The sequence below is a fragment of the Bacteroidales bacterium genome (assembly GCA_026418905.1).
In the GTDB taxonomy this organism is placed as follows: Bacteria; Bacteroidota; Bacteroidia; order Bacteroidales; family DTU049; genus JAOAAK01.
The window spans coordinates 1-15,358 of record JAOAAK010000025.1 but is presented as its reverse complement, the minus strand read 5'-3'; the positions used below and the strand labels follow the sequence as shown (position 1 = coordinate 15,358).

The 15,358-nt window shown below is 36.6% G+C and carries 13 protein-coding genes and 1 tRNA gene; 2 read left to right on the top strand and 12 right to left on the bottom strand.

Annotation, left to right across the window (positions count from 1 at the left end):
- Both N2Z72_05075 and N2Z72_05070 read left to right on the top strand, forming a co-directional pair.
- The coding region (locus tag N2Z72_05075) for a tail fiber domain-containing protein (protein MCX7697050.1) at positions 1–792 on the top strand (792 nt) is incomplete at its 5' end.
- 453 nt (positions 793–1,245) lie between these two features.
- Positions 1,246–2,031 carry a hypothetical protein gene (locus N2Z72_05070; GenBank protein MCX7697049.1) on the top strand — a complete coding sequence of 262 codons (786 nt, stop codon included), beginning with the start codon at positions 1,246–1,248 and terminating at the stop codon, positions 2,029–2,031.
- 4 nt (positions 2,032–2,035) lie between these two features.
- Here the strand turns inward: N2Z72_05070 and N2Z72_05065 are convergent, their stop codons facing one another.
- The 12 genes from N2Z72_05065 to tuf all read right to left on the bottom strand — a co-directional run.
- A complete protein-coding gene (locus N2Z72_05065; GenBank protein ID MCX7697048.1) occupies positions 2,036–2,752 on the bottom strand; it encodes a PorT family protein in 717 nt (238 codons plus the stop codon).
- A 114-nt stretch (positions 2,753–2,866) separates the two neighbouring features.
- Positions 2,867–3,175 (bottom strand): DUF3467 domain-containing protein, encoded by a 309-nt coding sequence (locus tag N2Z72_05060; protein ID MCX7697047.1) that lies wholly within the window; start codon positions 3,173–3,175, stop codon positions 2,867–2,869.
- Between the two features lie 11 nt (positions 3,176–3,186).
- Positions 3,187–7,461, bottom strand: a complete 4,275-nt coding sequence (gene rpoC, locus N2Z72_05055) for a DNA-directed RNA polymerase subunit beta' (protein MCX7697046.1) — start codon at positions 7,459–7,461, stop codon at positions 3,187–3,189.
- Between the two features lie 10 nt (positions 7,462–7,471).
- The gene (rpoB, locus tag N2Z72_05050; protein ID MCX7697045.1) at positions 7,472–11,272 is read right to left on the bottom strand and encodes a DNA-directed RNA polymerase subunit beta; all 3,801 of its coding nucleotides are present in this window, start codon (positions 11,270–11,272) and stop codon (positions 7,472–7,474) included.
- Positions 11,273–11,352: 80 nt separating this feature from the next.
- Positions 11,353–11,736 (bottom strand): 50S ribosomal protein L7/L12, encoded by a 384-nt coding sequence (gene rplL / locus N2Z72_05045; protein MCX7697044.1) that lies wholly within the window; start codon positions 11,734–11,736, stop codon positions 11,353–11,355.
- Positions 11,737–11,765: 29 nt separating this feature from the next.
- Positions 11,766–12,290, bottom strand: coding sequence for a 50S ribosomal protein L10 (gene rplJ / locus N2Z72_05040; GenBank protein MCX7697043.1), 525 nt, complete (start codon positions 12,288–12,290; stop codon positions 11,766–11,768).
- Positions 12,291–12,314: 24 nt separating this feature from the next.
- Positions 12,315–13,010, bottom strand: coding sequence for a 50S ribosomal protein L1 (gene rplA, locus N2Z72_05035; protein ID MCX7697042.1), 696 nt, complete (start codon positions 13,008–13,010; stop codon positions 12,315–12,317).
- A gap of 14 nt (positions 13,011–13,024) precedes the next feature.
- On the bottom strand, positions 13,025–13,474 hold the full coding sequence (gene rplK, locus N2Z72_05030; GenBank protein ID MCX7697041.1) for a 50S ribosomal protein L11: 450 nt from the start codon (positions 13,472–13,474) through the stop codon (positions 13,025–13,027).
- A 13-nt stretch (positions 13,475–13,487) separates the two neighbouring features.
- Positions 13,488–14,033, bottom strand: coding sequence for a transcription termination/antitermination protein NusG (nusG, locus tag N2Z72_05025; protein ID MCX7697040.1), 546 nt, complete (start codon positions 14,031–14,033; stop codon positions 13,488–13,490).
- A gap of 20 nt (positions 14,034–14,053) precedes the next feature.
- Positions 14,054–14,245, bottom strand: coding sequence for a preprotein translocase subunit SecE (gene secE, locus N2Z72_05020; protein ID MCX7697039.1), 192 nt, complete (start codon positions 14,243–14,245; stop codon positions 14,054–14,056).
- Positions 14,246–14,270: 25 nt separating this feature from the next.
- Positions 14,271–14,343: transfer RNA gene (locus N2Z72_05015), tRNA-Trp, on the bottom strand.
- A gap of 7 nt (positions 14,344–14,350) precedes the next feature.
- On the bottom strand, positions 14,351–15,358 hold a 1,008-nt coding region (gene tuf, locus N2Z72_05010; GenBank protein MCX7697038.1), incomplete at its 5' end, for an elongation factor Tu.

Genomic DNA, 15,358 nt, shown 5'->3' with positions numbered 1-15,358 from the left:
CATGTTGCCGGTTCAAATAATACTATACGTGTAGAGGGAACAGGGTCTTATGGTTCACAAGGGAAAATAAATTTCGGCGATGGTAATTATGTATATCTTAGCGAAGATGCAGACGATAATCTATATATTTATGCAAATAATAGAACAGCCATTATGGGAGGAAGAGTTGGAATTAATATTACAAATCCATCAGCCAGATTGCATATCTTAGATAATAATAATTCAACAATGATTAGAATAAGAGCAAATGGAGGTCCTGCTAATGATTTTGAAATACGATATGGAACATCATTTGCAGGTCTTACTAACAACAATGGAATCATTTATTTTGAAGTGGTTAATACTGATCCTCAAGAAGTTTTTATGTTTGGGGGGCCGCTTTATCCTGATGGTTCAGCAGTCGTAAGGGATATTGGATCCAGTTCATATAGGTGGAATGTTGTCTATTGCCAAAGTGTTAATACGCCTTCTGATGCGCGAGTGAAGAAAGATATCAAGAAGTTAAGTGTGGGTTTAAAAGAAGTGATGCAATTAAAACCAGTTCAATATAGATGGAGATCAGGTGATACTACATCCATTTATTATGGTGTTATTGCACAAGATTTAATAAATGTTTTGCCTGATATAGTTCACAGAGATGAAAAGAGTGACAGGCTAAGTATGGATTACAATTCACTATTTACGGTTCTTATTAAGGCTATTCAGGAACAACAAGATTTAATCAATAGATTGGAAGAAGAAGTCAGAATGCTCAAAGAAGAAGTATATTCAAAACAATCCATTAAAAAATAATTTAAACATAATTTAAAACATGGATTTGACAGCCAGAAGATGCCTTCTGGCTTTTTTCATATTTTTTAATTTGTTTGAGATTTTATCAAAGTACCAAATCCAGGTACCTCTTTCTATTTAATTATTGCATAGTGCTATTATAGTATAATAGAATTTTGTTGTAGAGAGCTATAAGAGTCAAATAATGATTCAATACAAATTATAAGGATATATGTAAAAAAAATTTCCTAATAAGGTTAGAGTAGCAAATTTTTCATTTAAAAAATGTGTCTTTTCTTTTAATTTTCTGGGGAGTAGTTCTAAAGCAGACATACTCATGATACGTTATAATTTTTTCAAATTAAGTGGACAATAATTTTATCTCGATAAAAAAATACAATTGTCAACAAATAATTTGAAATTTATAGATTTGCATAGCATTTCTTGCATTTAAAAAAACAAAAATATACGTGAATGGAGCAAAATAGCCGTAATGATAGTTTAAAATGGCGCGATGAACTGAGAAGTATTCGTGATCAGGTCAGGCAAAAGATGAAAGATTCATCAATAGCATTTCAGAATTCTTTGGAAATTTATCGAAATTATACAAAGTTAGGTTTAAAGCCTGATACCGACATTCTCAATGCTCACTTACAAATCTGTACGACATTAAGGGATGCAGAAAAGGTAATGAACCTCTACAAACCTTATCGAATTCGTAAGGATGTGACTACCTTCAATACTCTTATTTCACTCTCAGCCAGTTTTCTCAATGCTGCAAAATACTATTTTGCTATGAAGAAAGAAGGGATTAGACCAAACATTGTTACGTTGAATACTTTAATAACTTTTTGTCAAACCCTTGGTCAAGCTCGAGAAATTATTCGAATCATATCAAAAAATAGAATTAAACTTAATAACAAAACATACAATACACTCATTAGTATTACTCAGAATGATTCTGTTAAAAGAGAACTATTAACTGAAATGCTCGAAAATGAAATCGAACCTGATGAAATAACTTTTGCAACTATGATTGCTCATGCTCAAAACTTTGAAAATGCTCTGACGTTTTTCCATACCATGAAAAATCATCAAATTAAGCCCAGCATGACTTCATACGTAACATTGCTTAAGAAAGCTAATACAGCAGAAGAAGTTCAACAAGTAATTGATATATTTTCCATCGATGATATTACCCCTAATGAAACTTGGCAAAATTTATTGAGTAAGAAAAAAGAACTCTTAGGTCATTTTTAAGGGATCATTCAAAGGTAAAGCAAAGCCATGTCATTTTAGAGCGCAAATATTCAATGTGGTCAGTAAATATGGTGTTTTCTTGTTTCAGAATATTAAAAAGGCCATAGGATGTTCGCAATTCAATGCCAAATTTGAAATATTCCAAGTAAAATTCAACACCTACACCTCCATCAATGGTCAAGTCATGGGGGGTTAGTTTAATGATTTCTTCATCCATTTGTTTTTTTTTAGATTGAGAAAGAAGGTCGTAACTGTATTTAGTACCTAGTAAAACATACGCTCTAAAATTGACTATTCTATCAGTTTTATACTTGAGAAGAAATGGAAAATCAAGAAAAGCCGATTCTGCTTTCTTGATAATTTTATGAAGGGAATCGTCAGAAGAGAAATATACTGAATAATGAATTTGTCTTTCTCCGAAAGACAGACCTGGATAAAATCTTAAGTTCAAATTATTACCAAGTCGTAGGTCACTGATGATAGTGATTTGGAATCCCTGTTGAGGATAAGGGATAATTGATTTGACAGAATCTAATTGAGGATTATAAGGTTTTCTTTTTAAGGAAAAGTTCATCTGATTTGCTCCCAATATAAACCCAAAATGTATGAGGTGATGGTCAAAAGTGGGAAGGTTTTCGAGCTTGTAAGTCTGAGCATTTGAATTCATTACCATGCAAAGAGAAAAGAAGAGAGTGAAAAAAAGTTTAACCACCATTTTCATAAAAAACGAAATTTCTTTTCTAATATTGTTTGCTGGTTCAGAGAAATGCCCACATCAGAATTCTTTATGAGAAAAATAAAACACCTGCCTCGAGGGGGCAGGTGCGAATTGTGTTCAAGCATTAGCTGAATTGTCTATCTTGAAATTTGGTGGTGAGACGTTAACATCAGTGATTTCACCAAAAGTAGATTCGAACTTTGAAATATTATCTGCCAGAGCCATCATGAGTCTTTTGGCGTGCTGTGGAGTCATGATGATACGAGATTTTACTTTAGCTTTTGGTACCCCTGGCATGATGTTTACGAAATCGAGAATAAATTCGGCAAACGAGTGAGATATAATCACAAGATTAGAATATGTTCCTTCAGCTACGTCAGCAGAAAGTTCAATATTAATTTCATTTTCATTTTTTTTATTTTCCATATAAAAATATTTTAAACGGATTCTTTAGATGCCATAAAGGATAAATATTCTTCCATTGAGCTAACTATAAGATTGTCATACTTACGTATGCCAGTTCCAGCTGGGATAAGATGACCAACAATAACGTTTTCTTTAAGACCTTGAAGAGTATCTCGTTTAGCTGTTACAGCTGCTTCTGTCAACACTTTGGTGGTTTCTTGGAAGGATGCAGCCGACAAAACAGATTCAGTTTGCAAAGCTGCTCGAGTAATACCCTGAATAATTTGTTTAGCAGTGGCTGGACGAGCATCACGTGCAACAATTAATTTTTTGTCTTTTCGTTTAAGTATAGAGTTTTCTTCCCTGAGTTTTCGGGCAGTGATGAGATCACCTCTCCTAACATTTTCGCTATCACCGGGATCTTCGACATATTTCATGTTGTAAATTCGATCGTTTTCTTCTTGAAATTTGGTTTTATTCACAACTTCTCCCTCCAGGAAGCGAGTATCTCCAGGATCAACTATTTCGACTTTTCGCATCATTTGTCGAACAATGACCTCAAAGTGTTTATCATTGATTTTAACGCCTTGGAGTCTGTAAACTTCTTGTATTTCGTTTACAAGGTATTCTTGTACAGCTTTAGGTCCTTTTACTTCAAGAATAGCAGAAGGAGAGATTTCTCCATCAGATAGAGGAGTTCCAGCTTTTACAAAATCGTTTTGTTGAGCAAGAATTTGTTTAGTGGTAGGTATCAGGTATACTTTCTTTTCACCAGTTTTCGAAGTAATGATCACTTCTTTATGTCCGCGTTTAATTTTAGGACCAAAAGAAACATGCCCATCTATTTCAGCTATGATAGCTGGATCGGATGGATTTCTTGCCTCAAAAAGCTCGGTAACACGAGGTAGGCCTCCAGTAATATCACCAGCTTTGCCGATGACTCTTGGAATTTTTGCAATGATCTGACCTTCCTTTACTTGTTCCCCTTCTTCCACAACGATATGAGCACCTACGGGGAGATCATATCTACGTGGTTCTTCGGTAGTGGAGAAATGTATAAGAATGGCAGGAAGTCGAGCTTTTTGACGGCTTTCAATTATGACTTTTTCTTCTAAACCAGTTTGTTCGTCGGATTCTGCTCTATATGTAACATTTTCAATGATATCGTCGAACGCTACTTTACCAGATACTTCTGATATGATAAGTGCATTGTAATTGTCCCATTCGCAAATCAAAGTATTTTTCTGAATTTCTTGACCATCATTTACGTATAAGAATGCCCCGTAAGGAATGTGAGCACTTTGCAAGATAAGCTTAGTTCGTGGATTTCTAATGTGCATTTCAGCAGAGCGGCCCATTACACGTTTTACTTTTTCTCCACGATCGTTGATGGTTTCGACATAGCGAAGTTCTTCGAATTCTATGATTCCATCATATTTGGCTATAATTCTATCCTCAATTGAGATATTTCCAACAGCACCACCTATGTGGAATGTGCGTAAGGTTAACTGGGTACCCGGCTCACCGATAGATTGAGCTGCAATAATTCCTACTGCTTCTCCAATTTGGACCATTTTATTGGTTGCCAGATTTCGCCCATAGCATTTGGCACAAACACCATGTTTTGATTCGCAGGTTAAAACAGAACGAATTTCAACTTCTTCAATTCCTGCATCTACAATTTTTTGAGCATAATCTTCGTTGATCTCAACACCTTCTGGAACTATAACTTCACCTGTTTCAGGATGAAGGACGTCGTATAAAGTAACGCGACCAAGTATTCTATCGTAAAGAGGTTCAATGATTTCTTCGTTTTTCTTCAAAGCTGTTATGGTCAAACCGCGTAATGTTCCACAATCTTCTTCGGTTATAACGACATCTTGGGCTACATCTACAAGACGACGTGTGAGATAACCTGCATCAGCCGTCTTTAGAGCAGTATCAGCCAATCCTTTACGGGCACCGTGGGTCGAAATGAAATACTCGAGAACAGATAATCCCTCTTTAAAATTAGAAAGAATTGGATTCTCGATAATTTCTCCACCAGTAGCAGCAGATTTTTGAGGTTTTGCCATCAAACCACGCATTCCACACAACTGCCTAATTTGTTCTTTGGATCCACGAGCACCTGAGTCTAACATCATGTACACTGGGTTAAAGCCATCGTTGTCCTTTGAAAGATACTCAATCACATATTTGGTAAGTTGATTGTTAGCATGTGTCCATTCATCAATGATCTGATTATATCTTTCGTTGTTAGTAATAAGTCCCATGTTATAATTGTCCATAATATTCTGAACAGCTTCGTTGGCTTCTTTAATCAGTCTTTCTTTTTCAGGTGGTATGATGAGAGCCCCCAGGTTAAATGACAAACCACCTTTGAAAGCCATATGAAAACCTAGATCTTTGATATCATCAAGAAATTTAGCTGTAGTCACCATGTCTGTCTTTTTCAGAACTTCTGCAATGATGTCTCGAAGAGATTTTTTAGTTAGAAGTGTGTTAATAAAAGGTATTTCCTTGGGAACAACTTGGTTGAAGATAACACGACCAACCGTAGTTTCAATCATTTCAACATTGCCATGAGGTTGAATTATGCGCACCTTGATATAAGCGTGTAGGTCAACTTTTTTTTCGTTGTATGCAATAATAACTTCTTCTGGTGAATAACACACAAGACCTTCTCCTTTGACAGGTTTTTCGGGAGTACTTCTTCTTCCTTTTGTAATGTAATACAAGCCAAGAACCATATCTTGGGAAGGAACAGCAATGGGGGCTCCATTGGCAGGATTTAGTATGTTATGGGTAGAAAGCATAAGAATCTGAGCTTCCAGTATAGCTTCATGGGTAAGTGGAACATGGACGGCCATTTGGTCACCATCGAAGTCGGCATTAAAAGCAGTGCAAACAAGAGGATGTAATTGAATGGCTCTTCCCTCAATTAATTTTGGTTGAAAAGCTTGAATACTTAATCTGTGTAGGGTGGGAGCACGATTTAATAAAACAGGATGTCCTTTTAATACATTTTCAAGAATATCCCATATGACGGGATCTTTTCTTTCAACAACTTTTTTGGCTACTTTAACTGTTTTAACTATGCCTCGTTCAATTAGGCGTCGAATGATAAAGGGCTTAAAAAGTTCAGCAGCCATTTCTTTAGGTAATCCACATTCGTTCATCTTAAGTTCTGGGCCAACCACAATGACCGATCGTCCCGAATAGTCTACACGTTTTCCAAGTAAGTTTTGACGAAATCGACCTTGTTTTCCTTTTAAACTATCTGCTAAAGATTTTAAAGGTCGATTTGCTTCCGATTTTATAGCAGTTACTTTTCTAGTGTTGTCGAACAAAGCATCTACAGCCTCTTGAAGCATACGTTTCTCATTGCGTAGAATAATTTCAGGAGCTTTGATTTCTACAAGTTTTTTCAAACGGTTGTTTCGTATAATTACTCTTCTGTATAGATCATTAAGGTCTGAAGAGGCAAAACGACCACCATCCAAAGGTACTAATGGTCTAAGTTCGGGTGGAATTACAGGAATAACCTTCAATACCATCCATTCAGGTCTATTGGGAATTCGAGTGTTAGCATCACGAAAAGATTCAACTATCTGAAGTCGTTTTAATATGTCAGCTTTTTTTTGCAAGGAATTTTCCCTATTAGCAGCATCGCGTAATTCACTAGCAAGTTTTTCCAGATCAATTTTGGAAAGTAAGTCATAAAGAGCTTCCCCACCCATTTTTGCAATAAATTTATTAGGGTCTTTGTCGTCGAGCATTTGATTTTCACGGGGAAGTGCATCTATAATTTTTAGATATTCATCTTCTGAAAGAAGGTCAAGTTCCTTGTAGCCCTGCTGAGCCATAATACCAGGATTGATGATAACGTATTTCTCATAATAAACAATCTGTTCAAGTTTCTTTGATGGCATGCCCAGTATTAGTCCAATTTTATTGGGAAGTGACCTAAAGAACCAGATGTGAGCTACAGGAACTGTCAGGGTAATATGCCCCATTCGTTCACGACGGACTTTCTTCTCGGTGACTTCGACACCACATCTATCACAAACAATACCCTTGTATCTAATTCTCTTGTATTTTCCACAGTGGCATTCATAGTCTTTGACGGGTCCAAAAATTTTTTCACAAAATAACCCGTCACGTTCAGGTTTATAAGTGCGATAATTAATTGTTTCGGGTTTGGTTACTTCTCCATGAGACATTTCGAGAATTTTCTCAGGAGAAGCTAAACTTATGATAATACTGGAATAATTACTCTTAATACTTGGTTCTTTTTTGAATGCCATAATTGCTATATTATTCGAATGTTACGTTTAAACCCAAACCTCGCATTTCGTTGACCAGAACACTAAATGATTCTGGAACTGTAGGTTCTGGTATATTCTCACCTTTAACGATAGCTTCATATGTTTTTGCACGCCCAACGACATCATCAGATTTAATGGTAAGCATTTCACGTAAAGTGTATGCTGCACCATAAGCTTCAAGAGCCCAAACTTCCATTTCTCCAAATCGTTGTCCGCCAAATTGAGCTTTCCCACCCAGAGGTTGTTGTGTGATCAAAGAGTATGGTCCTATGCTTCTTGCGTGCATTTTATCATCGACAAGGTGATGAAGCTTCATCATGTATATAATTCCAACGGTTGCTGGTTGGTCAAATCGATCACCTGTTTCACCGTCATAAAGATAAACTTGTCCGTTTTCAGGAAGACCAGCCTTATGCAAATATTCATTTATTTGTTCAAGAGTAGGACCATCGAAAATAGGACTTTCGAATTTTAGACCTAATTTTTTTCCTGCCCAACCAAGGATTGTCTCATAAATTTGACCAAGATTCATTCGGCTTGGAACACCAAGAGGATTAAGCACTATATCAACAGGTGTACCATCTTCAAGATAAGGCATATCCTCTTCACGGACTATCTTAGAGACGATTCCTTTGTTTCCATGACGTCCTGCCATCTTATCCCCAACACGAAGTTTGCGCTTTGTTGCTACGTATATTTTGGCAAGCTTAACTATGCCTGCAGGTAGTTCATCGCCTACTTGAATGGTAAACTTATTTCGTTGAAATTGTCCTAGATATTCTTTGTATTTTATTTCGTAATTGTGTAAAAGTTGCACGATCCACTTATTGGTTTGATCTTCGTTAGTCCAGTCATAGGGATTGACTTCAAGATAATTAGCAATACTGTTAAGAACCTTAGCATTAAATTTAGTACCCGGCGGTATGAGAGTTTGTTTAAATTTGCTATAGACCCCTTGAGATATTTTGTCTTTGACAAGAACAAGTAATTTGTCAATCAGTTTTTTTCTAAGTTCGCTTACATTTTTATCAAATTCACTTTCTAGTTGCTTAATGAGCATTTCTTCTTTTTGCTTGTTTTTTTTGTCTTTGAATGCGATGCTGAACAGTTTTTTATCTATTACTACTCCTTTTAGACCAGGAGGTGCCTTCAGAGATGCATCTTTAACGTCTCCTGCCTTATCGCCAAAAATAGCACGTAGAAGTTTTTCTTCAGGGGTGGGATCAACTTCTCCTTTAGGTGTAATTTTCCCGATCAGAATATCACCTTCTTTAACTTCAGCACCTATTCTGACAAGTCCGTTATTATCGAGGTTTTTCAAGGCTTCGCTGCTAACATTAGGAATATCATTGGTAAGTTCTTCCAGACCATGCTTGGTTTCCCGAACTTCCATAGTAAATTCATCAATATGTATGGAAGTGTATAGATCTTCTTTAAGGACTCTCTCAGAAATAACAATAGCATCTTCAAAGTTGTAACCCTTCCATGGCATGAAAGCTACCAAAAGATTTCTACCTAGTGCTAGTTCTCCTTGGGCAGTAGCATATCCTTCACATAAGACTTGTCCTTTTGTTACACGATCTCCTTTTTTGACAATAGGTTTAAGGTTGATGATGGTATTTTGGTTGGTCTTGACAAATTTGGTAAGTTCATAAGTTTTAACATCATCTTCAAAAGAAATAAGTCTTTCAATGTCAGATCTTTCGTATTTAATAACAATTTTTCTGGCATCTACGTATTCAACTATGCCGTCGTTTTCAGCATTGATCAAAACCTTGCTGTCTTGAGCCACGCGAGCTTCAAGCCCTGTTGCGACAATAGGAACTTCAGGTCGAATTAAAGGAACAGCCTGACGCATCATATTAGAACCCATCAAAGCTCGATTGGCATCGTCGTGTTCAAGAAAAGGAATAAGTGATGCTGAAATAGATGCAATTTGGTTAGTGGCCACATCAATAAGTTCGATTTCTTCCTTCTCTACAATAGGAAAATCTGCCATGTAACGAACCTTCACTTTATCTTCAATGATATGACCATTTTCATCTATAGGTATATTAGCTTGGGCGATTTTTTTATCTTCTTCATCTTCAGCTGAAAAATATTGAGGGGGAGTAGAGAAATCAATCTTTCCATTTACTACCTTTCGGTAAGGAGTTTCGATGAATCCGAGTTCATTTACCTTGGCATAAACGCACAATGATGAAATAAGGCCAATATTTGGTCCTTCTGGAGTTTCAATTGGGCATAAACGTCCGTAATGGGTGAAGTGCACGTCGCGGACCTCGAAACCTGCTCTCTCTCTAGATAGCCCACCAGGTCCTAAAGCTGATATTCTTCTTTTATGAGTTAACTCAGATAGTGGATTGGTTTGATCCATAAATTGAGAAAGTTGGTTAGTGCCAAAAAAAGTGTTGATGACAGAGGAAAGAGTTTTAGCGTTGATCAAATCAATAGGTTTGAAGACTTCATTATCTCGAACATTCATTCGTTCTCGTATTGTTTTAGCCATGCGTGCTAGCCCCACGCCAAATTGTGCATATAGTTGCTCACCAACTGTTCGGACTCGTCTGTTACTCAAGTGGTCAATATCATCAACTTCTGCCTTGCTATTAATAAGTTGTATTAAATATTTAATAATATCGGTAATATCTTCTTTGGTTAAGACATGTTGGTCCAACTCGTATGTGGGACGACCTAATTTTTTATTAATGCGGTATCGTCCTACTTCTCCTAAATCATAACGTTTATCAGAGAAAAAAAGTTTTTCGAGGGTGCTTCGTGCAGTTTCATCATCAGGTGGTTCTGTGTTTTTGAGTTGCTGATAAATGTAACTTAATGCTTCTTTTTCATTGTTTGCTGGATCTTTTTGAAGTGTATTGAAAATAACACTGTAGTCGGCACTATTTTGTGCATGTAATAAAATGGTTTTGACACCACTTTCAATAATGATGTCAATATGTTTTTCTTCAAGGATAGTATCGCGTTCAATAAGAACTTCTGTACGTTCTATGGTAATCAGATCCCCGGTGTCTTCGTCGACAATATCCTCAAACCAAGTTTTAATAACACGTGCTGATAATTTTCTACCTAGAGCTTTTTTCAAATTGGTTTTAGTAACTGGAATTTCTTCTGCCAGATTAAATATTTCGAGAATCTGTTTATCAGTTTCATACCCGATAGCTCGCAAGAGAGTAGTGATAGGAATTTTTTTCTTTCGTTCTATGTAAGCATACATCACATTGTGAATATCAGTAGCAAATTCCATCCAAGAGCCCTTCAAAGGTATAATGCGGGCAGAGTAGAGCAGAGTTCCGTTAGGGTGACGGCTTGTACCGAAAAAGACACCAGGACTTCTGTGTAATTGCGAGACTATAACTCTTTCAGCACCATTAATAATAAATGTGCCCTTAGATGTCATATAAGGTATCATTCCAAGATATACATCTTGTACGGTGGTTTCAAAATCTTCATGTTCTTCGTCAGTACAAGAAAGTTGTAGTTTTGCTTTAAGAGGTACAGCATAGGTAAGACCTCTTTCAATGCATTCTCTTTCAGTATATCTTGGTGGATCTATGTAGTAATCAATAAATTCTAGCACGAAATTGTTTCTTGTGTCGGTAATGGGGAAATTTTCTTTGAAGACCTTAAATAGACCTTCATTTTTTCTTTGGTCTGGTGTGGTTTCTAATTGGAAAAAATTTTTGAAAGACTTGGTTTGAATTTCAAGAAAATCTGGATATTCGGCGGGTTTTGTTTTTGCGAATGAAATTCTTTTGGTTCCCACGTTGATTAATTTTTATTTTAATTCAATAAGGAAAAGACCTCAACCACAGGTAGAGGTCTTTTGTAAAATGGAAAAAATTAAAAATGTTATTTGATTTCAACTTCTGCTCCGGCTTCTTCAAGGGATTTTTTAAGAGCTTCAGCTTCGTTTTTACTGACTTTTTCCTTGATAGGTTTAGGAGCTGAGTCAACCAATTCTTTGGCTTCTTTTAAACCGAGGCTGGTCATTTCCTTAACGAGCTTAACCACGTTTAATTTGTTAGGACCAGCGCTTTTGAGAATAACGTCGAATTCAGTTTTTTCTTCTACCGGTTCTGCCTGAGCAGCAGCGGGAGCACTTCCTCCAATCATAGCTACTGGTGCAGCTGCTGGCTCAATGCCGTAATCGTTTTTTAAAACATCTAAAAGTTCATTAACTTCTTTAACGGTAAGATTTACCAATTGTTCAGCTAAAGCTTTAATGTCTGCCATTTTTATTTTTTTTTAGGGTTAAACAATAATTAATTTTCTTTTTTTTCAGCAAGAGTTTTCAAAACTCCTGCAATATTACTTATCTTGTTCTGAAATGCTGATAATAGTTTATGCATAGGTGATTGCAATGCAAGGGCTACATCAGCAATCAGTTCGTTTTTAGTTTTTAGTTTGAGTAGAAAATCAAGTTGATCCCCCACCACTAGCATATCCATTACATATGCACCCTTCAAAGTAGGTTTGTCACCTTTTTTTCTAAAATCCTGTAAAATTTGAGCAGGTATTTTAGGTGACTCTGAAATCATCAAGGCTGTGGTTCCTTTTAGGAGAGGCGAGAACTCATCGATGTTTTTTCCAACATTGATTAATGCCTTTTTTAAAAGCGTGTTTTTTACAACTTTTAATTGAACATTTTTATTGAAACAAATTTTTCTTAATTGGTGAGTTTGGATAGCGTTCATTCCGCTAGTATCAGTCAAATAGAAGTTTTGTGCTGTTTTTAGTACCTCTGTTAGTTCCAGAATGATTTGATTTTTTTCTTCTCTTGTTCTCATAGATTAATAGATTTGTAACATGAATTAACTTGTAACACTTTTTGGGTCTATTTTTATTCCTGGACTCATTGTGCTGGACATGTGTATACTCTTCAAATAAGTTCCTTTCGCTGCGGGAGGCCTCAGCTTAATGATAGTATTCAATAGTTCTCGAGCGTTTTCTTCGAGCATTTTAGGCTCAAATGAAACTTTCCCAATACTTGCATGTACAATGCCATACTTGTCCACTTTGAAGTCAATTTTTCCAGCTTTAACATCTTTCACTGCTTTGGAGATATCCATAGTAACAGTTCCTGTTTTAGGGTTTGGCATCAAGCCTCGAGGACCAAGTATTTTTCCTAATGCTCCGATCTTTGGCATCACATTAGGTGTAGTAATGATTACGTCAACGTCTGTCCAACCACTTTTAATTTTTTCGATGTATTCGTCCAGTCCTACATAGTCGGCCCCTGCTTGGATAGCTTCTTGTTCTTTGTCTGGGGTGCAAAGGACAAGTATACGTACGGTTTTACCTGTACCGTGTGGAAGCGTCACGGTACCTCTAACCATTTGATTGGATTTTTTAGGATCCACACCTAATCTAATGTCTAAATCAACTGAAGCATTAAACTTGGTGTAGGTAATATCTTTCACCAATTTGCATGCTTCAGGTAAAGAATAGAGTGCGTTTTTATTATATTTAGCCAGGACTTCTCTGCGTTTTTTAGATATACGTGCCATATTTAAATACTTTGTTATTTTTTGATTTCAAATGGTGGTTCTCCTTCGATCTGTAATCCCATGCTCCTTGCAGTACCAGCTACCATCCTCATGGCTGATTCAAGTGTGAAACAGTTCATGTCATTCATTTTATCCAGAGCAATTTGTTTCACAACTTCCCATGAAACTTTGCCTACTTTTTTTCTGTTAGGTTCGGATGACCCCTTGTCAATTTTTGCAGCTTCCATTAACTGAATAGCAACAGGAGGATTTTTTACAATAAAGTCAAACGACTTATCTTTATAAACAGTGATAACAACTGGAACAAGCTTTCCTAGTTTATCCTGAGTACGAGCATTAAATTGCTTACAAAATTCCATAATGTTTACCCCCTTAGCTCCCAATGCAGGTCCTACAGGGGGGGATGGATTAGCTGCTCCTCCCTTGATCTGTAATTTGATAATACCCACAACTTCTTTAGCCATTGATGCGTATGTTTTAATATTCTTTTTCTACTTGTGAAAAATTTAATTCAAGTGGAGTTTTTCTTCCAAAAATTTTTACCATTACTTTGAGCTTTTTCTTTTCTTCATTGATTTCTTCGATAGTACCTGTAAAGTTTGTAAAAGGGCCATCGATAATGCGTACACTTTCACCTACAATAAATGATTCATATAGTTCTTCTCCCTTTAGAGCTAATTCGTCAACTTTTCCAAGGATTCGTTTAATTTCTGATGGACGCATTGGAGTAGGTGTGCCTTTTGATCCTAAAAAACCATAAACACCTGGTATTTCCTTAATTAGATCGACAATATATCCTTCTAAAATGGCTTCTATCAGGACGTACCCTGGAAAAAAGTTTCTTTCTTTTATAATCTTTTTCCCATTTCTAGTTTGAAAAACTTTTTCTGTTGGAATTAAAACTTGAAAAATCTTATCTTGTAAATTTCGCTTTGCTACTTCATTTTCAATATATTGCTTAACTTTTTTTTCAGCACCACTGGTTACTCGTAAAACATACCATTGTTTCAATTCATCGGTCATGATTATACCTCCGTTTCTTACTAAAAAATGCTATAGAAGGCTTCCAACCCAAATTTGAAAACAAGATCCATAACCAAAACAATCACAGCAATAATAAGGGAAGCAACAGATACTACAATAGCACTTTCCTGAAGTTCTGCCCACGTTGGCCAGGAAACCTTGTGCAACATTTCATTATAAGTATCTTTAATATAAGCAAGTAGCTTTTTCATTATGATATTATGTATATTTATTTAGCACGGGTGGTAGGAATCGAACCCACAGCCTACGGTTTTGGAGACCGTCGCTCTACCAATTGAGCTACACCCGTAACACTTTTAATCAAGAATTTCAGTAACTTGGCCTGCACCCACAGTTCTACCACCTTCACGAATAGCAAATCTCAATCCTTTGTCCATAGCTACTTCAGTGATCAGATTAACAGTGATGCTCACGTGGTCACCAGGCATTACCATCTTTACACCTTCAGGTAAAGTAATTTCACCTGTCACATCTGTTGTTCTGAAGTAAAATTGGGGACGGTAACCATTTCCAAAAGGAGTATGTCTCCCTCCTTCTTCTTTTGTAAGAGTAACAACTTCTGCTTTAAATGATTTATGAGGTTTGATAGAACCTGGTTTTGCTACAACCATACCACGACGTATGTCTGTTTTTTCAATACCACGAAGCAGAAGTCCTACGTTGTCACCAGCTTCACCACGATCGAGGATTTTTCTGAACATTTCTACACCAGTTACGACAGACTTAAGCATCTTCCCAAAGCCTATAATTTCAACAGGATCACCTGAATTGATAACTCCAGTTTCAATTCTACCTGTAGCTACAGTACCACGGCCTGTGATGGAAAAGACATCTTCTACAGGCATAAGGAAATCTTTATCAACGTCACGTTTTGGAAGAGGTATGTAACTGTCTACAGCATCCATTAATTCAAAAATCTTTTCAACCCATTTAGGCTCTTTGTTTAATGCACCTAGTGCTGAACCACGAATAACAGGTGCGTTATTTCCATCGAATCCGTAAAAATTTAATAGATCACGAACATCCATTTCAACAAGATCGAGCAATTCTTGATCGTCTACCATGTCTACCTTGTTCATAAATACGACAATAGCTGGAACACCTACCTGCCTTGCAAGAAGAATATGCTCGCGGGTTTGAGGCATGGGACCATCTGTGGCAGCTACGACCAAAATAGCACCGTCCATCTGAGCGGCACCAGTAACCATATTTTTAATGTAGTCAGCATGACCAGGACAGTCAATGTGTGCATAGTGTCTATTGACTGTTTCATACTCAACATGTGCAGTGTTAATTGTTATACC

Excerpts from the sequence above, each read along its gene's own strand:
- N2Z72_05070 (MCX7697049.1), top strand. The coding sequence starts at position 1,246 with ATGGAGCAAAATAGCCGTAATGATAGTTTAAAATGGCGCGATGAACTG.
- secE (MCX7697039.1), bottom strand. The coding sequence starts at position 14,245 with ATGAAAAAGCTACTTGCTTATATTAAAGATACTTATAATGAAATGTTG.
- rplA (MCX7697042.1), bottom strand. The coding sequence starts at position 13,010 with ATGGCACGTATATCTAAAAAACGCAGAGAAGTCCTGGCTAAATATAAT.
- rplK (MCX7697041.1), bottom strand. The coding sequence starts at position 13,474 with ATGGCTAAAGAAGTTGTGGGTATTATCAAATTACAGATCAAGGGAGGA.
- N2Z72_05065 (MCX7697048.1), bottom strand. The coding sequence starts at position 2,752 with ATGAAAATGGTGGTTAAACTTTTTTTCACTCTCTTCTTTTCTCTTTGC.
- rpoC (MCX7697046.1), bottom strand. The coding sequence starts at position 7,461 with ATGGCATTCAAAAAAGAACCAAGTATTAAGAGTAATTATTCCAGTATT.
- nusG (MCX7697040.1), bottom strand. The coding sequence starts at position 14,033 with ATGACCGATGAATTGAAACAATGGTATGTTTTACGAGTAACCAGTGGT.
- rplL (MCX7697044.1), bottom strand. The coding sequence starts at position 11,736 with ATGGCAGACATTAAAGCTTTAGCTGAACAATTGGTAAATCTTACCGTT.
- rplJ (MCX7697043.1), bottom strand. The coding sequence starts at position 12,290 with ATGAGAACAAGAGAAGAAAAAAATCAAATCATTCTGGAACTAACAGAG.
- N2Z72_05060 (MCX7697047.1), bottom strand. The coding sequence starts at position 3,175 with ATGGAAAATAAAAAAAATGAAAATGAAATTAATATTGAACTTTCTGCT.